The organism is Cohnella mopanensis (assembly GCF_022352055.1).
Lineage (GTDB): Bacteria > Bacillota > Bacilli > Paenibacillales > Paenibacillaceae > Cohnella > Cohnella mopanensis.
Map to the genome: position 1 here is coordinate 716986 of NZ_JAKRWM010000001.1, position 15828 is coordinate 732813.

Here is a 15828-nt window from a genome sequence, read left to right on the forward strand (position 1 = left end):
TTCAACGAGGTTTACTTTCAGGACGAATCGCAAAAGCATTTATGATGGCCGCTATGAGGCTAGCCGTGGCGATAACGAAGAAGAGAACCGGGATCGATCCGCGCATAAGCAAAGCCATAACGGGCGGACCTGCGGCCACTCCAATAAATCGCATGCTACTGTACAACGAGGTCACGGTGCCTCGTTGTTTTTTGTCAATTCCTTCCGTTATGAGCGCATCTAAGCTAGGGAGAGCGGCTCCGATTCCGGCGGACGCGAATGCAAGGATAAGGACGATCAACCATGACGGATTCCAAGTCATGAATCCTAAGACGTATAATGCCGCTGACGATATTAATAATCCCGCCAGACTCGTCCATTTCATCACTTGCTTGTTCTGACCGATCCACTTACCGCTTAAATAAGAGACAATACAAAGGCCAGCGAGCGGCAGCGCTAGGATTAATCCCTTATTTATCGGCTTAAAACCGCGGTTTTCCAACGTTTCAGACAAATAAAACAAGCTACCGAACACGATGAACATACTTATTCCACCGATGGCGAATATACCGTACAGCCATTTACCTTCTTTGCGCAATAGTGCGAACAGAGCTTGCAAGAAAGGTTTCAGTTTTGTTTTCTTTGTCTTATCGGAACCTTCAGAATCTTGAGCTGGCGTTTTGACTAAAAACAAAACGAGGACGAACGAAATTAAACTAAATACGGGTATCGCGAAGAAAGGGATATACCAGGTCCAGATTGCGAGCGTTGCTCCTAGAATCGGGCTTACGACTTTACCGAACGTATTGGCCGTTTCCACTAATCCTAAACCGTTGCTGACATCCTCATCGCTTCGGAACAAATCGCCCACCAGTGGCAGAACGACCGGGAAACAGCCCGCCGAGCCTAGCCCCTGAATCAGTCTGGCCACCAAAATATAAGCGTAAGCTTGATCTTTCAGCCAAAGTGCCGCAAAGCCCGCTCCAGCGCCGGATAACGATACGAGAATGAGGGCAGGCAGAATAACTGCTTTGCGGCTGAAGCGGTCCGACAAATAGCCGGCAAAAGGAATAAATAAGATCGCAACCGCCGCATAAGCGGTTATGATCAGACTTGCTTGCAATGAGGTGATGTTAAGCGCCTTCTGCATAGCCGGCAAAACCGGAATTAGCATCGAATTGGCGAGTGTCATCGTCAGCGGAATAGAGGCAATCGAAATCAGATCCCATTTCTTGCGGGCTTCCATCCTTGCTTATCCTCCCTCATTGAACGTTATTTCCGTCTATTCCGGTCAGCATTGTCGATTCTAGACAGTAGTATAGTCGATTGCCGCATGGATTAAACATGATGGACAAGAGCGAGAAGTATCCCTCGTTTATCATGCGTTAGGGAGTAATAACGGGATAAAGCTGACCTTTGCTGGCGAAGGAAGCTTTACCCGTTTCCTCGGACACGACAAGAACGATAGCATCGCTGTGCTCGGTTAATCCAACTGCGGCTCTATGGCGGGTACCGGTAATGCGATCGTTTCCTTGAATATTCGTGAGAGGCAGGATGTTCTTCGCGGATACGATTTGGTTGGCTTTAATCAGTACTGCACCGTCATGCAACGGACTTCCAGGGTAGAAAATAGATTCGAGCAAGGAATGCGTAATGGGGGCGCCGATCGGAATGCCAGGTTGAAGCAGGCCGTCTAGAGGGTCGCATCTCTCGACGGCGATCAACGCGCCGTGCCGTCTGTCGGATAAACTTTGAATCGTGAGAGAGAGATCCATATATCGTTCGATATAAGGGGACAGGTAACAGTTCAAATAAAACGTGGCCGCGCTCGATTCGATGTGCATGAAGTTTTTTTTGATTTTCTCGAAATCGCCAAGCAGGCAATCTCCTTCGTCGTCAAGCGTATGGATAAGCTCATCTAGATTGGCGATCATTAACTCGATATCTTCTTTAATGATTTTCTTCATCGGCGAGAAATCGCAATTCAACGCGCTTGTCGGCATAGTCCTCACTTCTCCTTGAACATACTTCCAATTAGGATGCAGATATTAGCGAAGAAGTATTCAAAACCTTATGATAGCGGATATTTTCCAGTATAATGGAAGAAGGAGTTGATGAAGATCAAGGAGCGTGAAGTGGTTTTGTTAAAATCTAAGTTAGGTAGATCGTACTTGGAGGTTACCAAACTAGGTTTCGGCGCGATGGAAATCCGCGGGCCGCGGGTATGGAATGGAAGGCCGATATCGGACTCGGACTCGGAGACGATCTTGAACGCGGTTCTGGATAACGGAATTAATTTTATCGATACGTCTTATGACTATGGCCGCAGCGAGGAGCTGATCGGTAAATACATTAGCCATCGGAGGCAGGAATATATCCTCGCGACCAAATGCGGGTGTACGCTAGTAGATCATGGAGATCACGACGAGACGCCGCATGTATGGACTAGAGACAATCTGCTTCATAACATCGAGACTAGCCTAAGACGAATGAGAACGGATTACATTGATCTGCTGCAGCTTCACGGTCCGTCCGTACAACAAACGGAAGATGGCCAACTTGTCGATGTGCTGAAGGAAATCCAAGCGACGGGGAAAGTACGCTCGATCGGCATCTCGACCTATTTGCCTCATATTACTTCTTATATCGAATCCGGTAATTACGATACGTTCCAAGTTCCCTATTCGGCATTGGAGAGGGAGCACGAGAATTTGCTTCGCGCGGCGGGAGAAGACGGTGCGGGAGTTATCGTGCGCGGAGGAGTCGGAAGAGGCGAGCCGGGTGCCGGATTAGGATTGCCTGATCGCTGGTCCACATGGGATAATGCCCGACTGGACGAGCTACTGGAGGAAGGCGAAAGCCGGACGGGATTCCTGCTTCGATTCACTCTTACGCATCCACAGCTTTCCACGACGATTGTCGGTACGTTAAACCCCGTTCATTTGGCGGAAAACGTACGGTATGCCCAAAAAGGGCCATTGTCTGCCGAAGTGTATGCGGATGCGAAACGCCGTTTAGATGCTATTGGCTGTTCTCCGGTTATTTAATGAATGGAAATAGAACTCGTTAGGGGGGAGACGAATGGAAACGGGAAGTTGCTATTACCATCCTTCAGTGGATTTTAGCAAGGTTTGCGTTTATTGCGACAAGCCTCTTTGCGACGACTGCGTCCATAAGGATTACCCGATCTATTGTTGGAGTTGCGGACTTGATTTCGATAATGGGAATCTCGCTAAGAAACCGAAACCCTTCGTGATCCCTCTCCGGCTTCAATTCGTGAGAAGTAAAAAATTTATCGTCTTTAGCATAGCGGTACTTGCGGTATTGCTTATCTACGGCATATATGGGATTTCGGGTATCGTTAAAGCCAAGCAATTCAAGACGAAGATGTCCGGTATTCAGTTCGACGGGGTTCATCTGTTCATGAGCCGCGAAGAGGTCGGCAGGTTGTATGGGCTAGGCACCGATAGGACAGCAGGTTGCTTCGGGTGCGAGTTGAATTTTATTTTCCCTAACGTCCACCTGTCCGGTCGATACTCCGAAACGCTGAACCCTTATTTAGTGAAGATGATGACGACTACCGATCCTGCGAACTCCTTATTCGGTTTCAAAGTCGGGGATACGTTCGATGTAGCCGAGGAAAGCCTCGCCGAACAAGGATTTAACAGGGAGGGCTCGGACCATCGTTACGTTAAAGATCTGTATTACGTACAATTATGGAATGACGGTTATCTCAATGATTTCGACAAACACAAGGATTCGAAGCAAAAGGACGAAATCATTAGAAGCATAACGATTGGGTACAGAGTCAAGAAGGATGAGGAGATTCAGTATTAACAGTTCAGCAGTATAGTTGTTCCTAATTAACGAAATCCGTGTTACAGTTGAGCAATTATCCACTTTCGGAGGGAATTCTATATGTTTGGCATTGAGCATTACTCCCTGTTCTTGTTAACGGGAATTCTACTTAATATGACTCCGGGCAACGATACTCTGTTTATACTGGGAAGGACGCTTTCCCAAGGTAGACGCGCCGGAATGATGTCCGTTCTTGGCATTGTCTCTGGATCTTTGATCCATACCGCATTTGCAGCATTCGGCTTATCCATTATATTGATGAAGTCGGCTACGGCATTTAATGTCGTTAAATGGTTGGGTGCCGGCTATCTCATCTATTTAGGGATTAAGATTCTTATTTCGAGATCGCAAACCGAGATGAAAGTCGAAGCGGTGGACAGGAAAATGTTGAAAAAGATTTACATGCAAGGATTAATTACGAACGTATTGAATCCTAAAGTGGCTCTTTTTTACTTGGCTTTCTTGCCTCAATTCATTAGCCCTCATAACTCGTACGGGTCATTACCGTTTATTATATTAGGGTTAACCTTTATTTTTAACGGGACGATCTGGTGTTTATTATTAGTGTGGGGCTCTGAATTTATGGCACGAAAAGTTAGAAAAAGCAAAATGTCGGCTTATCTGAACAAGATAACGGGAGCTATTTTTATTTTCTTGGGCATTAAGCTGTTAAAATCCAGTAATCAGTTATAAAGAGATGATAGACGGAAGGGTGGATCGATTCCATTGCAACTGAAATGGCTGGAGTGGGCTAAACAAATTCAAGCGATCAGCCAAACGGGATTGGCTTACTCCAAAGACGTATATGACATCGAAAGATTCGAAATGCTGCGGAATATGAGTATCGAGATCCTTAATGAGTATACGAACGTGGAAACGGATCAAATACGTACGCTTTTTGCCAATGAGACGGGGTATGCCACACCTAAGGTCGATATTCGCGGGGTCATTTTTAAAGAACACAAAATCTTATTGGTCAGAGAACGGATAGACGGAGCTTGGGCATTGCCTGGAGGCTGGGCGGATATCGGATTATCCCCGAAAGAAGTCGTCGTGAAAGAAGCGAAGGAAGAATCAGGTTTGGACGTCCGCGCCTTGCGCCTGTTAGGCATCCTAGACAAGAAGTTTCATAATCATCCTCCGGCTTCATCGCACGTTTACAAATTGTTTATTTTATGCGAGATCGTAGGCGGATCTATGGAATCGGGGCTTGAAACATCAGAGGTCGGTTTTTTCGCCGAAGACGAATTGCCTGCGTTATCCGCGGAACGGAATACGGAGAAACAGGTTAGGAAGCTATTCGAGATCGTTAGGAACGACGATAGGGAAGTCATGCTGGATTGATTGGTACAGGGAGAAGAGAGGGAAGCGCAGACCATGGACAATGCGAACAGTCTTGGCGCCGAGTCGGCCTTTCACAGACAAAACGAAAGCAATAGATGGAGGAACTTATTATGAGCTTAGCATTTATATTCGATATGGACGGCGTGATCATCGATAGCGAACCGATACACTTTGAAGTCGATATTCAGACGATGCAGCATTTCGGAATGTCCATTTCGCACGAACAGCTTGAGAGATTCGTCGGGATGACGAACCCAGAAATGTGGACTATTCTGAAGCAAGAGTATGATATGCCTCAGTCGGTGGAGGAAATCATTGAATATCAACTGTCCAGCAAAATAGACATTTTGAGAACGAGCGAATTAATTCCGATAGACGGGATCACGGAGCTGCTTCAACAATTGAAAAGTCGCGATATCCCGATCGGTCTGGCTTCTTCGTCTCCCAGACGTTTTATTATGGAGGTTTTGTCGAAGTTTCAAATCGAACACTACTTTCAATGCATCGTGAGCGGTGAAGAAGTGGACAAAGGAAAGCCGGCTCCCGATGTGTATTATGAAGCTGCCAAGTTGTTAGGCGTTTCTCCTGAGAGCTGTTTCGTGATCGAGGATTCCAGGAACGGAATCAAAGCCGCTAAAGCCGCGGGAATGCAATGCATCGGCTACGTGAACCATAACTCCGGCAACCAGGATTTGTCCGCGGCGGACCGAATCGTGACTTCCATTAGAGAGATCGAGCTCGACGAGATAGAGAAGAGTAGAATATAGATCAACATAGGAGAATCAGAGGGGGCAACATGTTCGAACTCGACTATAGAGTCTGTTTTCCGAAGCAAGGCGTGTACATTTCCAGAAATCATCAATGGGCTTTCGCGGCATGGTCGATGGCTAAGAAATCCGGCAGATTAGGACCTCATACGACTTTGCTGCATGTGGACGCGCATCTAGACGATACGTGGGACGGCGTCATAGCGCCGGGCTTGCATGAAATGAAGGAGCATTCCGATTTCATGGAAGTAGCAGGCAAGCTTGAGATCGACAACTTCATCTGGGCAGCATTCGCGGCTCGTACGATCGATCGGATTGTCTATGTGTGTCCGAAGGATGCGGATCCTTCCGATCCCTTCGACCTCTCCGGTTGGAATCTGGAAGGGGAGCAGTTAAGGCCAGTCAAGAAGCTACTAGCCGATAGAGAATACTCAGGTTCAAGATTCGAGTCGATTGATCAATTACAGGATCATGTTGCCGCGAGCAAGGATGGCTTGCAAATTCTAAATCCGCCAAACTCGGTCATCTTGGATTTGGATTTGGACGTCTTCAAAGCTAAATTGACCGATCCGAAGGATCAGTCGCTCATACCGGAAGAGCTCGTCAGGGAACAGCTTCGGTTCCTGAGAGCCCTATATCCTTATGAACTCATCACCGTAGCTCTGTCGCCCGCCTTCTGCGGAGGAGCGAGCAATTGCGAGCGGTTGTATCGCTTATTTCTGGAAGTATTCGAACTGGATTTATCGGAAGCAGAGAAATGGTAGCCAATACGAATCGTTAAAACCCTTGGTTGCAAGGGTTTTTTTTATTGTGCAAACCGTATATATATACATTAATATGTATTATAATACGGAATAAAACGACTAAAAAAGGGCGTTGACGTGATGCATCTGCTGAATATCGATCATCTGACAGATACACAAATTTTAGAAATCTTCGAGCTAGCCGATCAACTCAAGACCGACCCCAACGAGGCTCATTTGAAGGGGAAAACGTTTGTATTGTTTTTTCCCGAATCCAGCATACGTACGAGACTGACTTTCGAGAAAGGGATTATGGACTTGGGTGGCCGCTGCCTCTTGTTTCCTCCGGAAACGTTGAACAAGAGAGAGGCGTTAGAAGATGTCATTCAGTATGTCCAGAACTGGGCGGATGGCGTCGTGGTAAGGCATCCTGACTATTATGTCATCCAAGAGCTGGGGCGGCATTCGACCATTCCAGTTATTAACGCCATGACATCCGACAATCATCCCTGCGAGATCTTAGCCGATCTGTATACGATCAGTAGATTAAGAGAGGATTATAGGAATTTGGTTTATACGTTCGTAGGCCATGCCGGGAATATCTCCCGTTCCTGGAAAGACATCGCGAAAGCGATGGATTTACAATTCAACCACGTCTGCGTCAATGGTCAACAATTAAGCCCCGATCACCGTAATTATCGTTTTCATACGGAGCTTGCACCGATATTGGCGAATAGCGATGTGGTGTTGACGGACAGTTTGCCTGAATCGTTCAGAACGAGGGAATACATCGAACGATATCAAATTACGATAGAGAGAATGAAATTAGCGAAACCATCGGCTCTGCTGAACCCATGTCCTCCATTTTACAGACAGGAAGAAGTCAGCGAAGAGGCGATTAACTCGGACTTTTTCGTGGGATACTCGTTCAAGCGCAATCTGATCTACGTTCAACAAGCGATCCTCCTTTACTGCTGCATTTCAAGAAGTTTTTTTGATATGATGGAACGATAGGAAATAGAGGTAACTTGCATGGAGGGGCCAAATGAAGCTGGAACGGTTAATATCGATGATCTATATGCTGCTGAACAACGAGGTCCTATCGGCTTCGGCGCTCGCGGAGAAATACGACGTATCCCAACGAACGATATATAGGGATATCGACGCGATAGGCGCGGCGGGTATTCCTGTCATCTCCTATCAAGGCGTGAACGGCGGATATGGGATCATTGAAGAATATAAAATGGACAAAAGCTTATTAGGATCTTACGATATCGGGTCGCTCATCACCATTCTTCATAGCTTATCGACGGTGTTCGACGACGAGCGCGCGATGGAAACCGTCCGCAAATTGCAAACGATCCAAAGCGAGGATCGACCGCCCAACATGTCTATGGACATTAGCGGCCGCCGTGGTCACAAAACCTCTCTGCGTATTCTGAGAAACGCGATTAACTCGCGGCAAGTGGTTCAATTCGAATACATTAACGGCAAGAACGAACGGGCTAACCGCGCCGTGGAACCGATCAGTTTGCATTATAATAACGATACTTGGTATCTCTATGCCTATTGTCGAACGCGGGCGGATTACCGGGAGTTCAAACTGTCCCGCATAGCCCATTTACTTGTTTTGCCTGAGCGATACCAACGTAGCCACGAGGTTACGCGCCAACGAACTTCCTATGAGCGGAACGCAGAGTCCGAACGTGTCGATGTGTTGCTATGGTTCTCTAGCGATTCCTTGGCAAGAGCTTTGGATTTCTTCTACGACGGGGAGAGAAGCTTTAACCCCGACGGTTCATTGACGATCAAACTGAAGCTTAACGACGTCTCGAGCGCGAAGTGGCTGCTCTCCATCATCATGAGCTTTGGAGACGGAGCGGAGATCGTTGAACCGATAGAGCTTAGACAGGCGTTAAAGTCGAACTTGGAAAAAATGATACAGCGGTACGATTAAATCCATTATCGGCAGTTGCGATAGCTAGTTACGATAGCAAACGGAGGGTAATCGTCTCATGTCGGCATATCCGGGATGGGAGCCGCAACGGCGGACGCGGGTTAGTGTAGTCCACCATCAAATACTACTCGTATGGAAAAGAATCTAGATAAATAATATACTAGCTATAACTGTTTTTTGTTGAGGTGAATCTAATGGATGAAATCAATGATTCAAAAGAAATTGTATTACAAATCGGTGTTGCCTTGAAAAAGTACAGAAAAGAAAAAAACATGAGCTTAGACGACTTATCGGAACTAACGGGCGTAAGCAAACTTACTCTGGGGAATATCGAACGTGGCGAGACAAATCCAACTTTGGCGATTATATGGAAAATTTCAAAAGGTATATCTTTACCGCTATTGGCTTTGTTCAAATCAGAAGACTCTGCTAGTTTGTATCGAGCAGGTGAAGGACTGCGGTTTTCTAATGATCAAAAAAATTGGATCATTGAACCAATCTTTAAAAGTAACGATATTGAAATGTGTCGGGCTTACTTACAGCCAAATAGCTCGTATCAGCCTGAAGGTCATCATGTCAATACAACTGAAATTGTAACAGCCATGACTGGTTCCATTGAAATTCAAGTAAATGGAGAGATTTACACATTGAATCAATATGATACTATTAGTTTTCGTGCAGATTGTCCTCATTCTTATACCAATCATACGGATAGCGAAACAGTGCTCCATATATCCTTAAAGTATGATTTCTAAAGTCGAAAATTCCACTTATTAAATACAACTCTGAATTCCACGACGGGAATTTCAGAGTTGTATTTTTGTTTTTAGATGAATGAAAGTATATTATAAATTACTTATTGATATAGATAATACATTATAATATACTTTATTTATTCGCGCGGGTGTATTTCACATAGTTTTTTTCAATCAGCAAATAATACGTATGAATTCAGGAAGGAGAAATTAAGAATGCCGAACAAACAAAATAAAAAAGCCATAGGGCTGATCATTCTAGGCATTATTGTTATTGCTGCTAATTTACGTACTCCCTTAACCTCAGTCGGTCCTTTAGTGAGTCTCATAAGGGATGACGTTCATATTTCAAATACATTAGCAGGTCTGATAACAACGGTACCCTTGCTTGCCTTTGCTTTATTATCGCCTCTAGTACCAAAATTAGGACGAAGGTATGGGGTTGAACGTATCATAATGACCGCCCTAATCTTTCTGACTGTGGGTATTGTAATACGATCTTTATCTGGCGCAGCTTATCTGTTTATTGGGACAGCAATTCTTGGATTCGCAATCGCCGTATGTAATGTATTATTGCCAAGTATAATCAAAAGGGATTTCCCCAATAAAATTGGCTCCATGACAGGTGTTTACTCCATTTCAATGAATTTATGTGGAGCAATCGCATCTGGAATCAGTGTACCGCTAGCCGTGAATGCAGGTCTAAAATGGCAGGGAGCATTGGGAATATGGGGGATTCTAAGTTTTGTATCGATCCTCTGTTGGTTACCCCAATTAAGAAATCAAACGAAGCAAACAGCCACGACGAGTCAACAGATGTCCAGCAACGATGTGAATGTTTGGCGATCTCCGCTTGCCTGGCAAGTAACCATGTTTATGGGTATACAGTCCATGGTTTTCTATGTGTTGATCGCTTGGTTGCCTGAGATTTTAAAGCAGCAAGGAATTGACTCAAACCAATCGGGATGGTACCTCTCGATCATGCAGTTAGTTATGCTTCCATTTGCCTTTATTGTCCCCGTTATTGCTGGGCGCATGTCTAGCCAACGTTTGTTAGTGGTCATCACAACCATTTTGCTTTTGACGGGAACGCTCGGACTTCTTTACGGAAGCTCCAATATCATTTTGTTGTGGATCATCTTACTTGGAATAGGTGGAGGCTTCGCCTTTAGTTTGTCCATGATGTTTTTCGGGTTACGTACTGAAAATGCGCATCAAGCAGCGGAACTGTCTGGCATGGCGCAATCGATCGGATATCTTCTTGCCGCAATCGGTCCTGCCCTTATAGGATATCTGCATGATGCGACAAATAGTTGGAACCTGCCACTTTTCATTCTGTTGGGCGCTTCGGTCTTACTCTTTTTATTCGGTATAGGAGCAGCAAGAAACCGTTTTGTAGGTAGCCGAAATAGCTACGAGCTGCCACGGAAAGGATGATAAATATGTTTAACAAAATTATAGTGACCATTGATAAAGCAGAAATAACGAACAAACTCCTCGATGCAACCATTGAAATAGCCCGAAACAAACAAACTCAAGTTACCTTGGTTAATGTCAGCCACAAGGTTTCACAGCTATCAAGTTGCCCAGTCCTCATTGTGCATTAACTCTTTCGGGGATTGCAGAGATGATGCATTATTATACTAAAGGGTACGTTATTTGAATGACTACAGCGGCAGTCTAAAAATTTATTATCACCGAACATAAACTACGGTTCGTCGCTTATTCTTGGCGTATTCGGAATGATTAGCTTTTATCATTTTGTTAATCGTTTAATCTAATTGTATGATGTAAGATGAGATAGTTAAATTGGGGGGAAGAGTCATGCAACAACCCTTCGAAATCGTTCATGCCACGAGGGATGATTTGGAGACGATCGTAGACATCTACAATTCGACGATCGACAGCCGGATGGTGACGGCGGATCTAGAGCCCATTGGGGTGGAAAGTCGTATCAAATGGTTTGAAGAGCATAATGAAGCTCGCAGACCGTTATGGGTAATGAAGGTTGAAGGCGAAATTATCGCTTGGTTAAGCTTTTCCGATTTTCATAGCAGGGCTGCATACAATGCAACCGCCGAGATTAGTATCTATATTTCTCCCAAGAGCCGATCGCAAGGCATTGGCAGCCGATTTCTCCGTAAAGCGATTGACGAATGCCCGCGATTACATATTCGCAACATCGTTGCCCTTGTATTCGGTCATAATGAGCCAAGCTTAGCGTTACTGCGGAAGTTCGGCTTCGAGCAATGGGGCTTTCTACCCGGAGTTGCGATTTTGGATGGAATGGAAAGAGATTTGGTCATGATGGGAAAAAAGGTGTAAAGGAACGATTACTAAAACAAGCCTCTAGTTAGTTGCATAACTAGAGGCTTGTTTTTAGTTTGTCCGTTTTCTTGTCCATGCCCTTTTTGCATTGTGCGAAAGCGATTAGAACACTTTAGTCGTCCAAGATTCGCAATTCCAAATTTCCGTCGCAACGTCGCGATAGAATTCCGGTTCGTGGCTGATTAGAAGAATGCTTCCTTTGTAAGCTTGAAGCGCGCGTTTCAACTCATCCTTAGCGTCCACGTCCAGATGGTTGGTCGGCTCATCGAGCACGAGTAAGTTCGTTTCCTTATTGATTAAGTTACATAAGCGAACTTTTGCTTTCTCGCCGCCGCTTAGGACGGAAATTTTGCTCTCGATATGTTTGGTCGTTAAACCGCATTTGGCAAGCGCCGCCCGTACTTCGAATTGAGACATCGAAGGGAAGTTCTTCCATACGGCTTCGATGCAGGTTTCATCCGCGCCGCCTTTGATCTCTTGCTCGAAGTAGCCGATATAGAGGTTGTCGCCTTGCTTAGCGGACCCGGAGAGCGGAGGGATCTGGCCTAACAAGCTTCTTAACAAAGTTGTTTTACCGATTCCGTTGGCGCCGACAATTGCGATCTTCTGACCGCGCTCCATGAGCAGGTCGATATTCCGGCACAAAGGTTCTTCGTAACCAATGACCAAATCTTTGGCCTCGAAGATGAGACGACCTGACGTACGAGCTTCCTTGAAGCGGAATTCCGGCTTCGGTTTCTCGCGCGCAAGCTCGATGACATCCATGTTGTCGAGCTTCTTCTGGCGGGACATCGCCATGTTACGGGTGGAGACGCGCGCTTTGTTACGCGCCACGAAATCCTTGAGATCCTCGATTTCTTGCTGTTGGCGCTTATACGCAGATTCTAGCTGCGATTTCTTGGCTTCGTATAATTGAACGAAGTTATCGTAATCGCCGACATAACGATTCAGCTCTTGGTTGCCCATATGATAGATAAGGTTAATGACGCTGTTCAAGAAAGGAATATCATGAGAGACGAGAATGAACGCATTCTCGTATTCTTGCAAATAGCGTTTCAACCACTCGATGTGTTGCTCGTCCAAGTAGTTGGTCGGCTCATCGAGGAGCAGAATGTCCGGCTTCTCAAGCAAAAGTTTCGCTAAGAGAACTTTCGTGCGTTGGCCGCCGCTCAGATCGTGAACGTCCCGATCCAAGCCGATATCGCCGAGACCAAGCCCGCGAGCGATTTCCTCGACTTTCGCATCGATCAAGTAGAAGTCGTTGTTCGTCAGCGTATCCTGAATGGTCCCGACTTCCTCCAGCAACACTTCTAATTCCTCCGGCGTAGCCGAGCCCATCTTGTCGTACATTTCGTTCATTTCCGTCTCCAGATCCATCAGGTAGCGGAAGGCTCCGCGCAGAACGTCGCGGATAGTCATTCCCTTCTGCAGGACGGAGTGCTGGTCCAAATAACCTACGCGAACTTTTTTTGCCCATTCGACTTTGCCGGCATCCGGTTCGAGGCTTCCCGTAATAATGTTCATGAACGTGGATTTGCCCTCGCCGTTGGCACCGATTAGTCCTACGTGCTCGCCTTTGAGCAAACGAAAGGAAACATCATTGAATATGGCGCGGTCGCCGAAACCGTGAGTTAATTTTGTAACCGTAAGAATACTCATAAGTATACACCTTTTTCTCTGTTCTTCATTTTCTGCACACTATCTCTCATTATAAGGTGCAGGAGTGATAAAACTCAATGGTATCCGCGTTCGTTAAACGGTTGAAGCTTCTCGATCCATTGCTCGGTAAGTTTCTTTAATTCGTCCTTAGGATCGACGAACGGATTTTCATTCGGTTTAAGCACCTCCAGAACTTCCATGACGAAGGCATCTGGACCGAATTGTGTCCATTCCTTCTGAAGCGCTTTGTTCTTATCGGTGCCCATGTTCAAAGACATGTTTCTTCCGTTAAGGGATTTAAGATTGTTTGATTTGTCGACGAGTATTTTGCCGTTTACGGTATTCCTGATTTGATATACACCGGCTTCTATCGGAATGTCTTTATATTGTTCGAGTAATTTGGCTCTGTCTGCTTTGTTTTTCATTGTGGCCAACTCCTATTCTTTAATCCAATATTTGCTGCCGTCCGGCTGGCGATCCATAAAACCGTATTCGATCAAATAACGGCGGAGCACCGCGAAATCCTCGAATGCCGTCTTAAGGATTTCATTGACTTCCTTCTCGGTATAGACGCGATCGCTCTTGAAACGCTTAACGATTTCGCGTAGCACGATTAGCTTATGCTTTTCCTTAATATCGAATTTGAGCAGAGGACCGTCAGTTCCGTCCGGAAAATACTTTTTTAACGCTTTCTCGGATTCTTCAAGCGTAACGTTGTATCGATCGTCGACCATTCGGGCCGTTTTGTGCATATTCACGATCGTAGGCGCATGCTGGTCTTTTTCCTTCAACAGTTCCATTAGGACAAGAAAAACTTTGGATTGCCGCTCCTTTTCCTTCAGCACGAAGCGGTGGTTTCGAATCGTGGACGCACTGCCGATGCCCATTTCCTTCTGGATGTCGCTGTCGCTCTTCCCTTGATGAAACAATTTTAAAAGTCCGTTCTGATGGTCCGTTAATCCCGTAAGCTTCTTGTCGAGACCGATTAAGTAATCGAATACGGAATCATGAGCGTTCTCGATATGCTTTCGCATAAACCTCTTGGCGTCATAATAAACCCCGTCTTCCGGGTAAATGATTCCGATTTCGGTTTTCTTACCGCATATTAAACAGACGTATTGTTCGCCTTCTTGAATAAAGCCTTGTTTCAGTTCCTCCGAAGACGAATTCCAGAACGATTCCGGAATGGTCATTAAACAAACACTTCCTTATGATGTTTATATTAATATAGACAATATAAAGTATTGTTTGAAAACAGTCAATCTGGATATCAGCCATTAGTAGACCTTCTAACGGGAGGGTTGTATAATCGTGAAAGAGCACAAAGCGCTGGGAGGACTACACATTGAGTAAATATTGGAACGAGTTAACGGCTTCATTGGTCCCTTACGTACCAGGAGAACAACCGAAAGACCAACGATATATTAAACTCAACACGAACGAGAATCCATATCCGCCTTCACCCAAAGTTATAGCGGCTATAAAAGACGCCACGAACGCGGATCTTAGGTTATACCCGGACCCGAATTGCGATCAATTGCGGGATACGTTAGCCGATTATTATCGACTATCGAAGGAACAGATTTTCGTCGGAAACGGGTCGGACGAAATACTGGCTTTCGCGTTTCAAGCTTTCTTCTCCCCTAACAAGGCGATCCTATTCCCGGATATAACTTATACGTTCTACCCCGTATACGCGAATTTGTACGGTTTACGGTATGAGACCATTCCGACGGACGATGAATTTAACATCGATGCACGACGCTTCTGCATTCCCAATGGGGGAATCATTATTCCGAACCCGAATGCCCCGACGGCGAGGTTTATGATGACGGAGCAGTTAAAAATCATATTGGACGCGAATCCCGATCAGGTCGTTCTCGTCGACGAGGCGTATATCGATTTCGGCGGTGATACGGTCGCGACTTGGGTTACGGAATACCCGAATCTATTAGTCGTACAGACCTTGTCCAAGTCTCGTTCATTAGCCGGATTGCGAGTCGGAATGGCGTTCGGCCACCCTGATCTGATCGAGGGATTAAACCGGGTCAAAAATTCGTTTAATTCCTATACGATCGATCGGTTAGCATTGGCCGGAGCTGTGGCGGCCATTGAAGATAGAGCCTATTTCGACGAGACGAACCGCAAGGTCGAGAGCACAATACAGTGGACGAGCGAAGCGCTGAAGTCGATCGGTTTCCGCGTGATTGAATCGAAAGCCAACTTTGTCTTTATTTCTCATCCGTTGGTAACGGCTCAAGAGATTTTTCATACGTTGAAAGGTAGAGGCATTCTCGTTCGCCATTTCAACAAACCGAGAATAGACCAGTATTTGCGAGTGAGCATCGGAACCGACGATGAGATGGATACTTTCATTTCGGCGCTGAAAGATATCGTAAGCAAACATTAAGGCACAAACCCATAATCGTTCGAAAAAA

General features: G+C 45.6%; 17 protein-coding genes. 12 read left to right on the forward strand and 5 right to left on the reverse strand.

From position 1 onward, the window contains the following. Position 1: 1 nt before the first annotated feature. Together L3D05_RS03290 and cdaS are read right to left on the reverse strand one after the other, a co-directional pair. Positions 2-1225 (reverse strand): MFS transporter, encoded by a 1224-nt coding sequence (locus L3D05_RS03290; protein ID WP_239614532.1) that lies wholly within the window; start codon positions 1223-1225, stop codon positions 2-4. Positions 1226-1364: 139 nt separating this feature from the next. Beyond that, on the reverse strand, positions 1365-1982 hold the full coding sequence (cdaS, locus tag L3D05_RS03295) for a sporulation-specific diadenylate cyclase CdaS (protein WP_239614533.1): 618 nt from the start codon (positions 1980-1982) through the stop codon (positions 1365-1367). 138 nt (positions 1983-2120) lie between these two features. Here cdaS and L3D05_RS03300 point away from each other — a divergent pair, with 138 nt between their 5' ends. The 11 genes from L3D05_RS03300 to L3D05_RS03350 all read left to right on the forward strand — a co-directional run bounded on the left by L3D05_RS03300 (position 2121) and on the right by L3D05_RS03350 (position 11728). After that, on the forward strand, positions 2121-3026 hold the full coding sequence (locus L3D05_RS03300; protein WP_239614535.1) for an aldo/keto reductase: 906 nt from the start codon (positions 2121-2123) through the stop codon (positions 3024-3026). A gap of 34 nt (positions 3027-3060) precedes the next feature. After that, positions 3061-3816 carry a hypothetical protein gene (locus L3D05_RS03305; protein WP_239614537.1) on the forward strand — a complete coding sequence of 252 codons (756 nt, stop codon included), beginning with the start codon at positions 3061-3063 and terminating at the stop codon, positions 3814-3816. An 81-nt stretch (positions 3817-3897) separates the two neighbouring features. Further along, positions 3898-4530, forward strand: a complete 633-nt coding sequence (locus L3D05_RS03310) for a LysE family translocator (RefSeq protein ID WP_239614539.1) — start codon at positions 3898-3900, stop codon at positions 4528-4530. Between the two features lie 33 nt (positions 4531-4563). Further along, the gene (locus L3D05_RS03315; protein ID WP_239614540.1) at positions 4564-5181 is read left to right on the forward strand and encodes an NUDIX hydrolase; all 618 of its coding nucleotides are present in this window, start codon (positions 4564-4566) and stop codon (positions 5179-5181) included. Between the two features lie 110 nt (positions 5182-5291). Continuing rightward, a complete protein-coding gene (locus tag L3D05_RS03320; RefSeq protein WP_239614542.1) occupies positions 5292-5948 on the forward strand; it encodes an HAD family hydrolase in 657 nt (218 codons plus the stop codon). A gap of 29 nt (positions 5949-5977) precedes the next feature. Beyond that, positions 5978-6712 (forward strand): peptide arginase family protein, encoded by a 735-nt coding sequence (locus tag L3D05_RS03325; RefSeq protein WP_239614544.1) that lies wholly within the window; start codon positions 5978-5980, stop codon positions 6710-6712. A gap of 120 nt (positions 6713-6832) precedes the next feature. Further along, the gene (locus L3D05_RS03330) at positions 6833-7705 is read left to right on the forward strand and encodes an ornithine carbamoyltransferase (protein ID WP_239614546.1); all 873 of its coding nucleotides are present in this window, start codon (positions 6833-6835) and stop codon (positions 7703-7705) included. Positions 7706-7736: 31 nt separating this feature from the next. Beyond that, positions 7737-8648 carry a helix-turn-helix transcriptional regulator gene (locus L3D05_RS03335; protein WP_239614547.1) on the forward strand — a complete coding sequence of 304 codons (912 nt, stop codon included), beginning with the start codon at positions 7737-7739 and terminating at the stop codon, positions 8646-8648. Between the two features lie 194 nt (positions 8649-8842). Continuing rightward, positions 8843-9403 (forward strand): helix-turn-helix domain-containing protein, encoded by a 561-nt coding sequence (locus tag L3D05_RS03340; protein ID WP_239614548.1) that lies wholly within the window; start codon positions 8843-8845, stop codon positions 9401-9403. 216 nt (positions 9404-9619) lie between these two features. Next, positions 9620-10840, forward strand: a complete 1221-nt coding sequence (locus L3D05_RS03345) for a CynX/NimT family MFS transporter (protein WP_239614549.1) — start codon at positions 9620-9622, stop codon at positions 10838-10840. A 387-nt stretch (positions 10841-11227) separates the two neighbouring features. Next, positions 11228-11728: a GNAT family N-acetyltransferase gene (locus L3D05_RS03350; protein ID WP_239614551.1), complete on the forward strand. Its 501-nt coding sequence runs from the start codon at positions 11228-11230 to the stop codon at positions 11726-11728. A 105-nt stretch (positions 11729-11833) separates the two neighbouring features. Here L3D05_RS03350 and L3D05_RS03355 read toward each other — a convergent pair whose 3' ends face one another. From L3D05_RS03355 to L3D05_RS03365, 3 genes are all read right to left on the reverse strand, one after another. Then, a complete protein-coding gene (locus L3D05_RS03355) occupies positions 11834-13390 on the reverse strand; it encodes an ABC-F family ATP-binding cassette domain-containing protein (RefSeq protein WP_239614552.1) in 1557 nt (518 codons plus the stop codon). A gap of 74 nt (positions 13391-13464) precedes the next feature. Further along, positions 13465-13815, reverse strand: coding sequence for a GIY-YIG nuclease family protein (locus tag L3D05_RS03360; RefSeq protein WP_239614554.1), 351 nt, complete (start codon positions 13813-13815; stop codon positions 13465-13467). A 12-nt stretch (positions 13816-13827) separates the two neighbouring features. Further along, positions 13828-14583 carry a DUF2087 domain-containing protein gene (locus tag L3D05_RS03365; protein ID WP_239614555.1) on the reverse strand — a complete coding sequence of 252 codons (756 nt, stop codon included), beginning with the start codon at positions 14581-14583 and terminating at the stop codon, positions 13828-13830. Positions 14584-14735: 152 nt separating this feature from the next. Here L3D05_RS03365 and hisC point away from each other — a divergent pair, with 152 nt between their 5' ends. Further along, positions 14736-15800 (forward strand): histidinol-phosphate transaminase, encoded by a 1065-nt coding sequence (hisC, locus tag L3D05_RS03370; RefSeq protein WP_239614557.1) that lies wholly within the window; start codon positions 14736-14738, stop codon positions 15798-15800. The last annotated feature ends 28 nt before the right edge of the window (positions 15801-15828 follow it).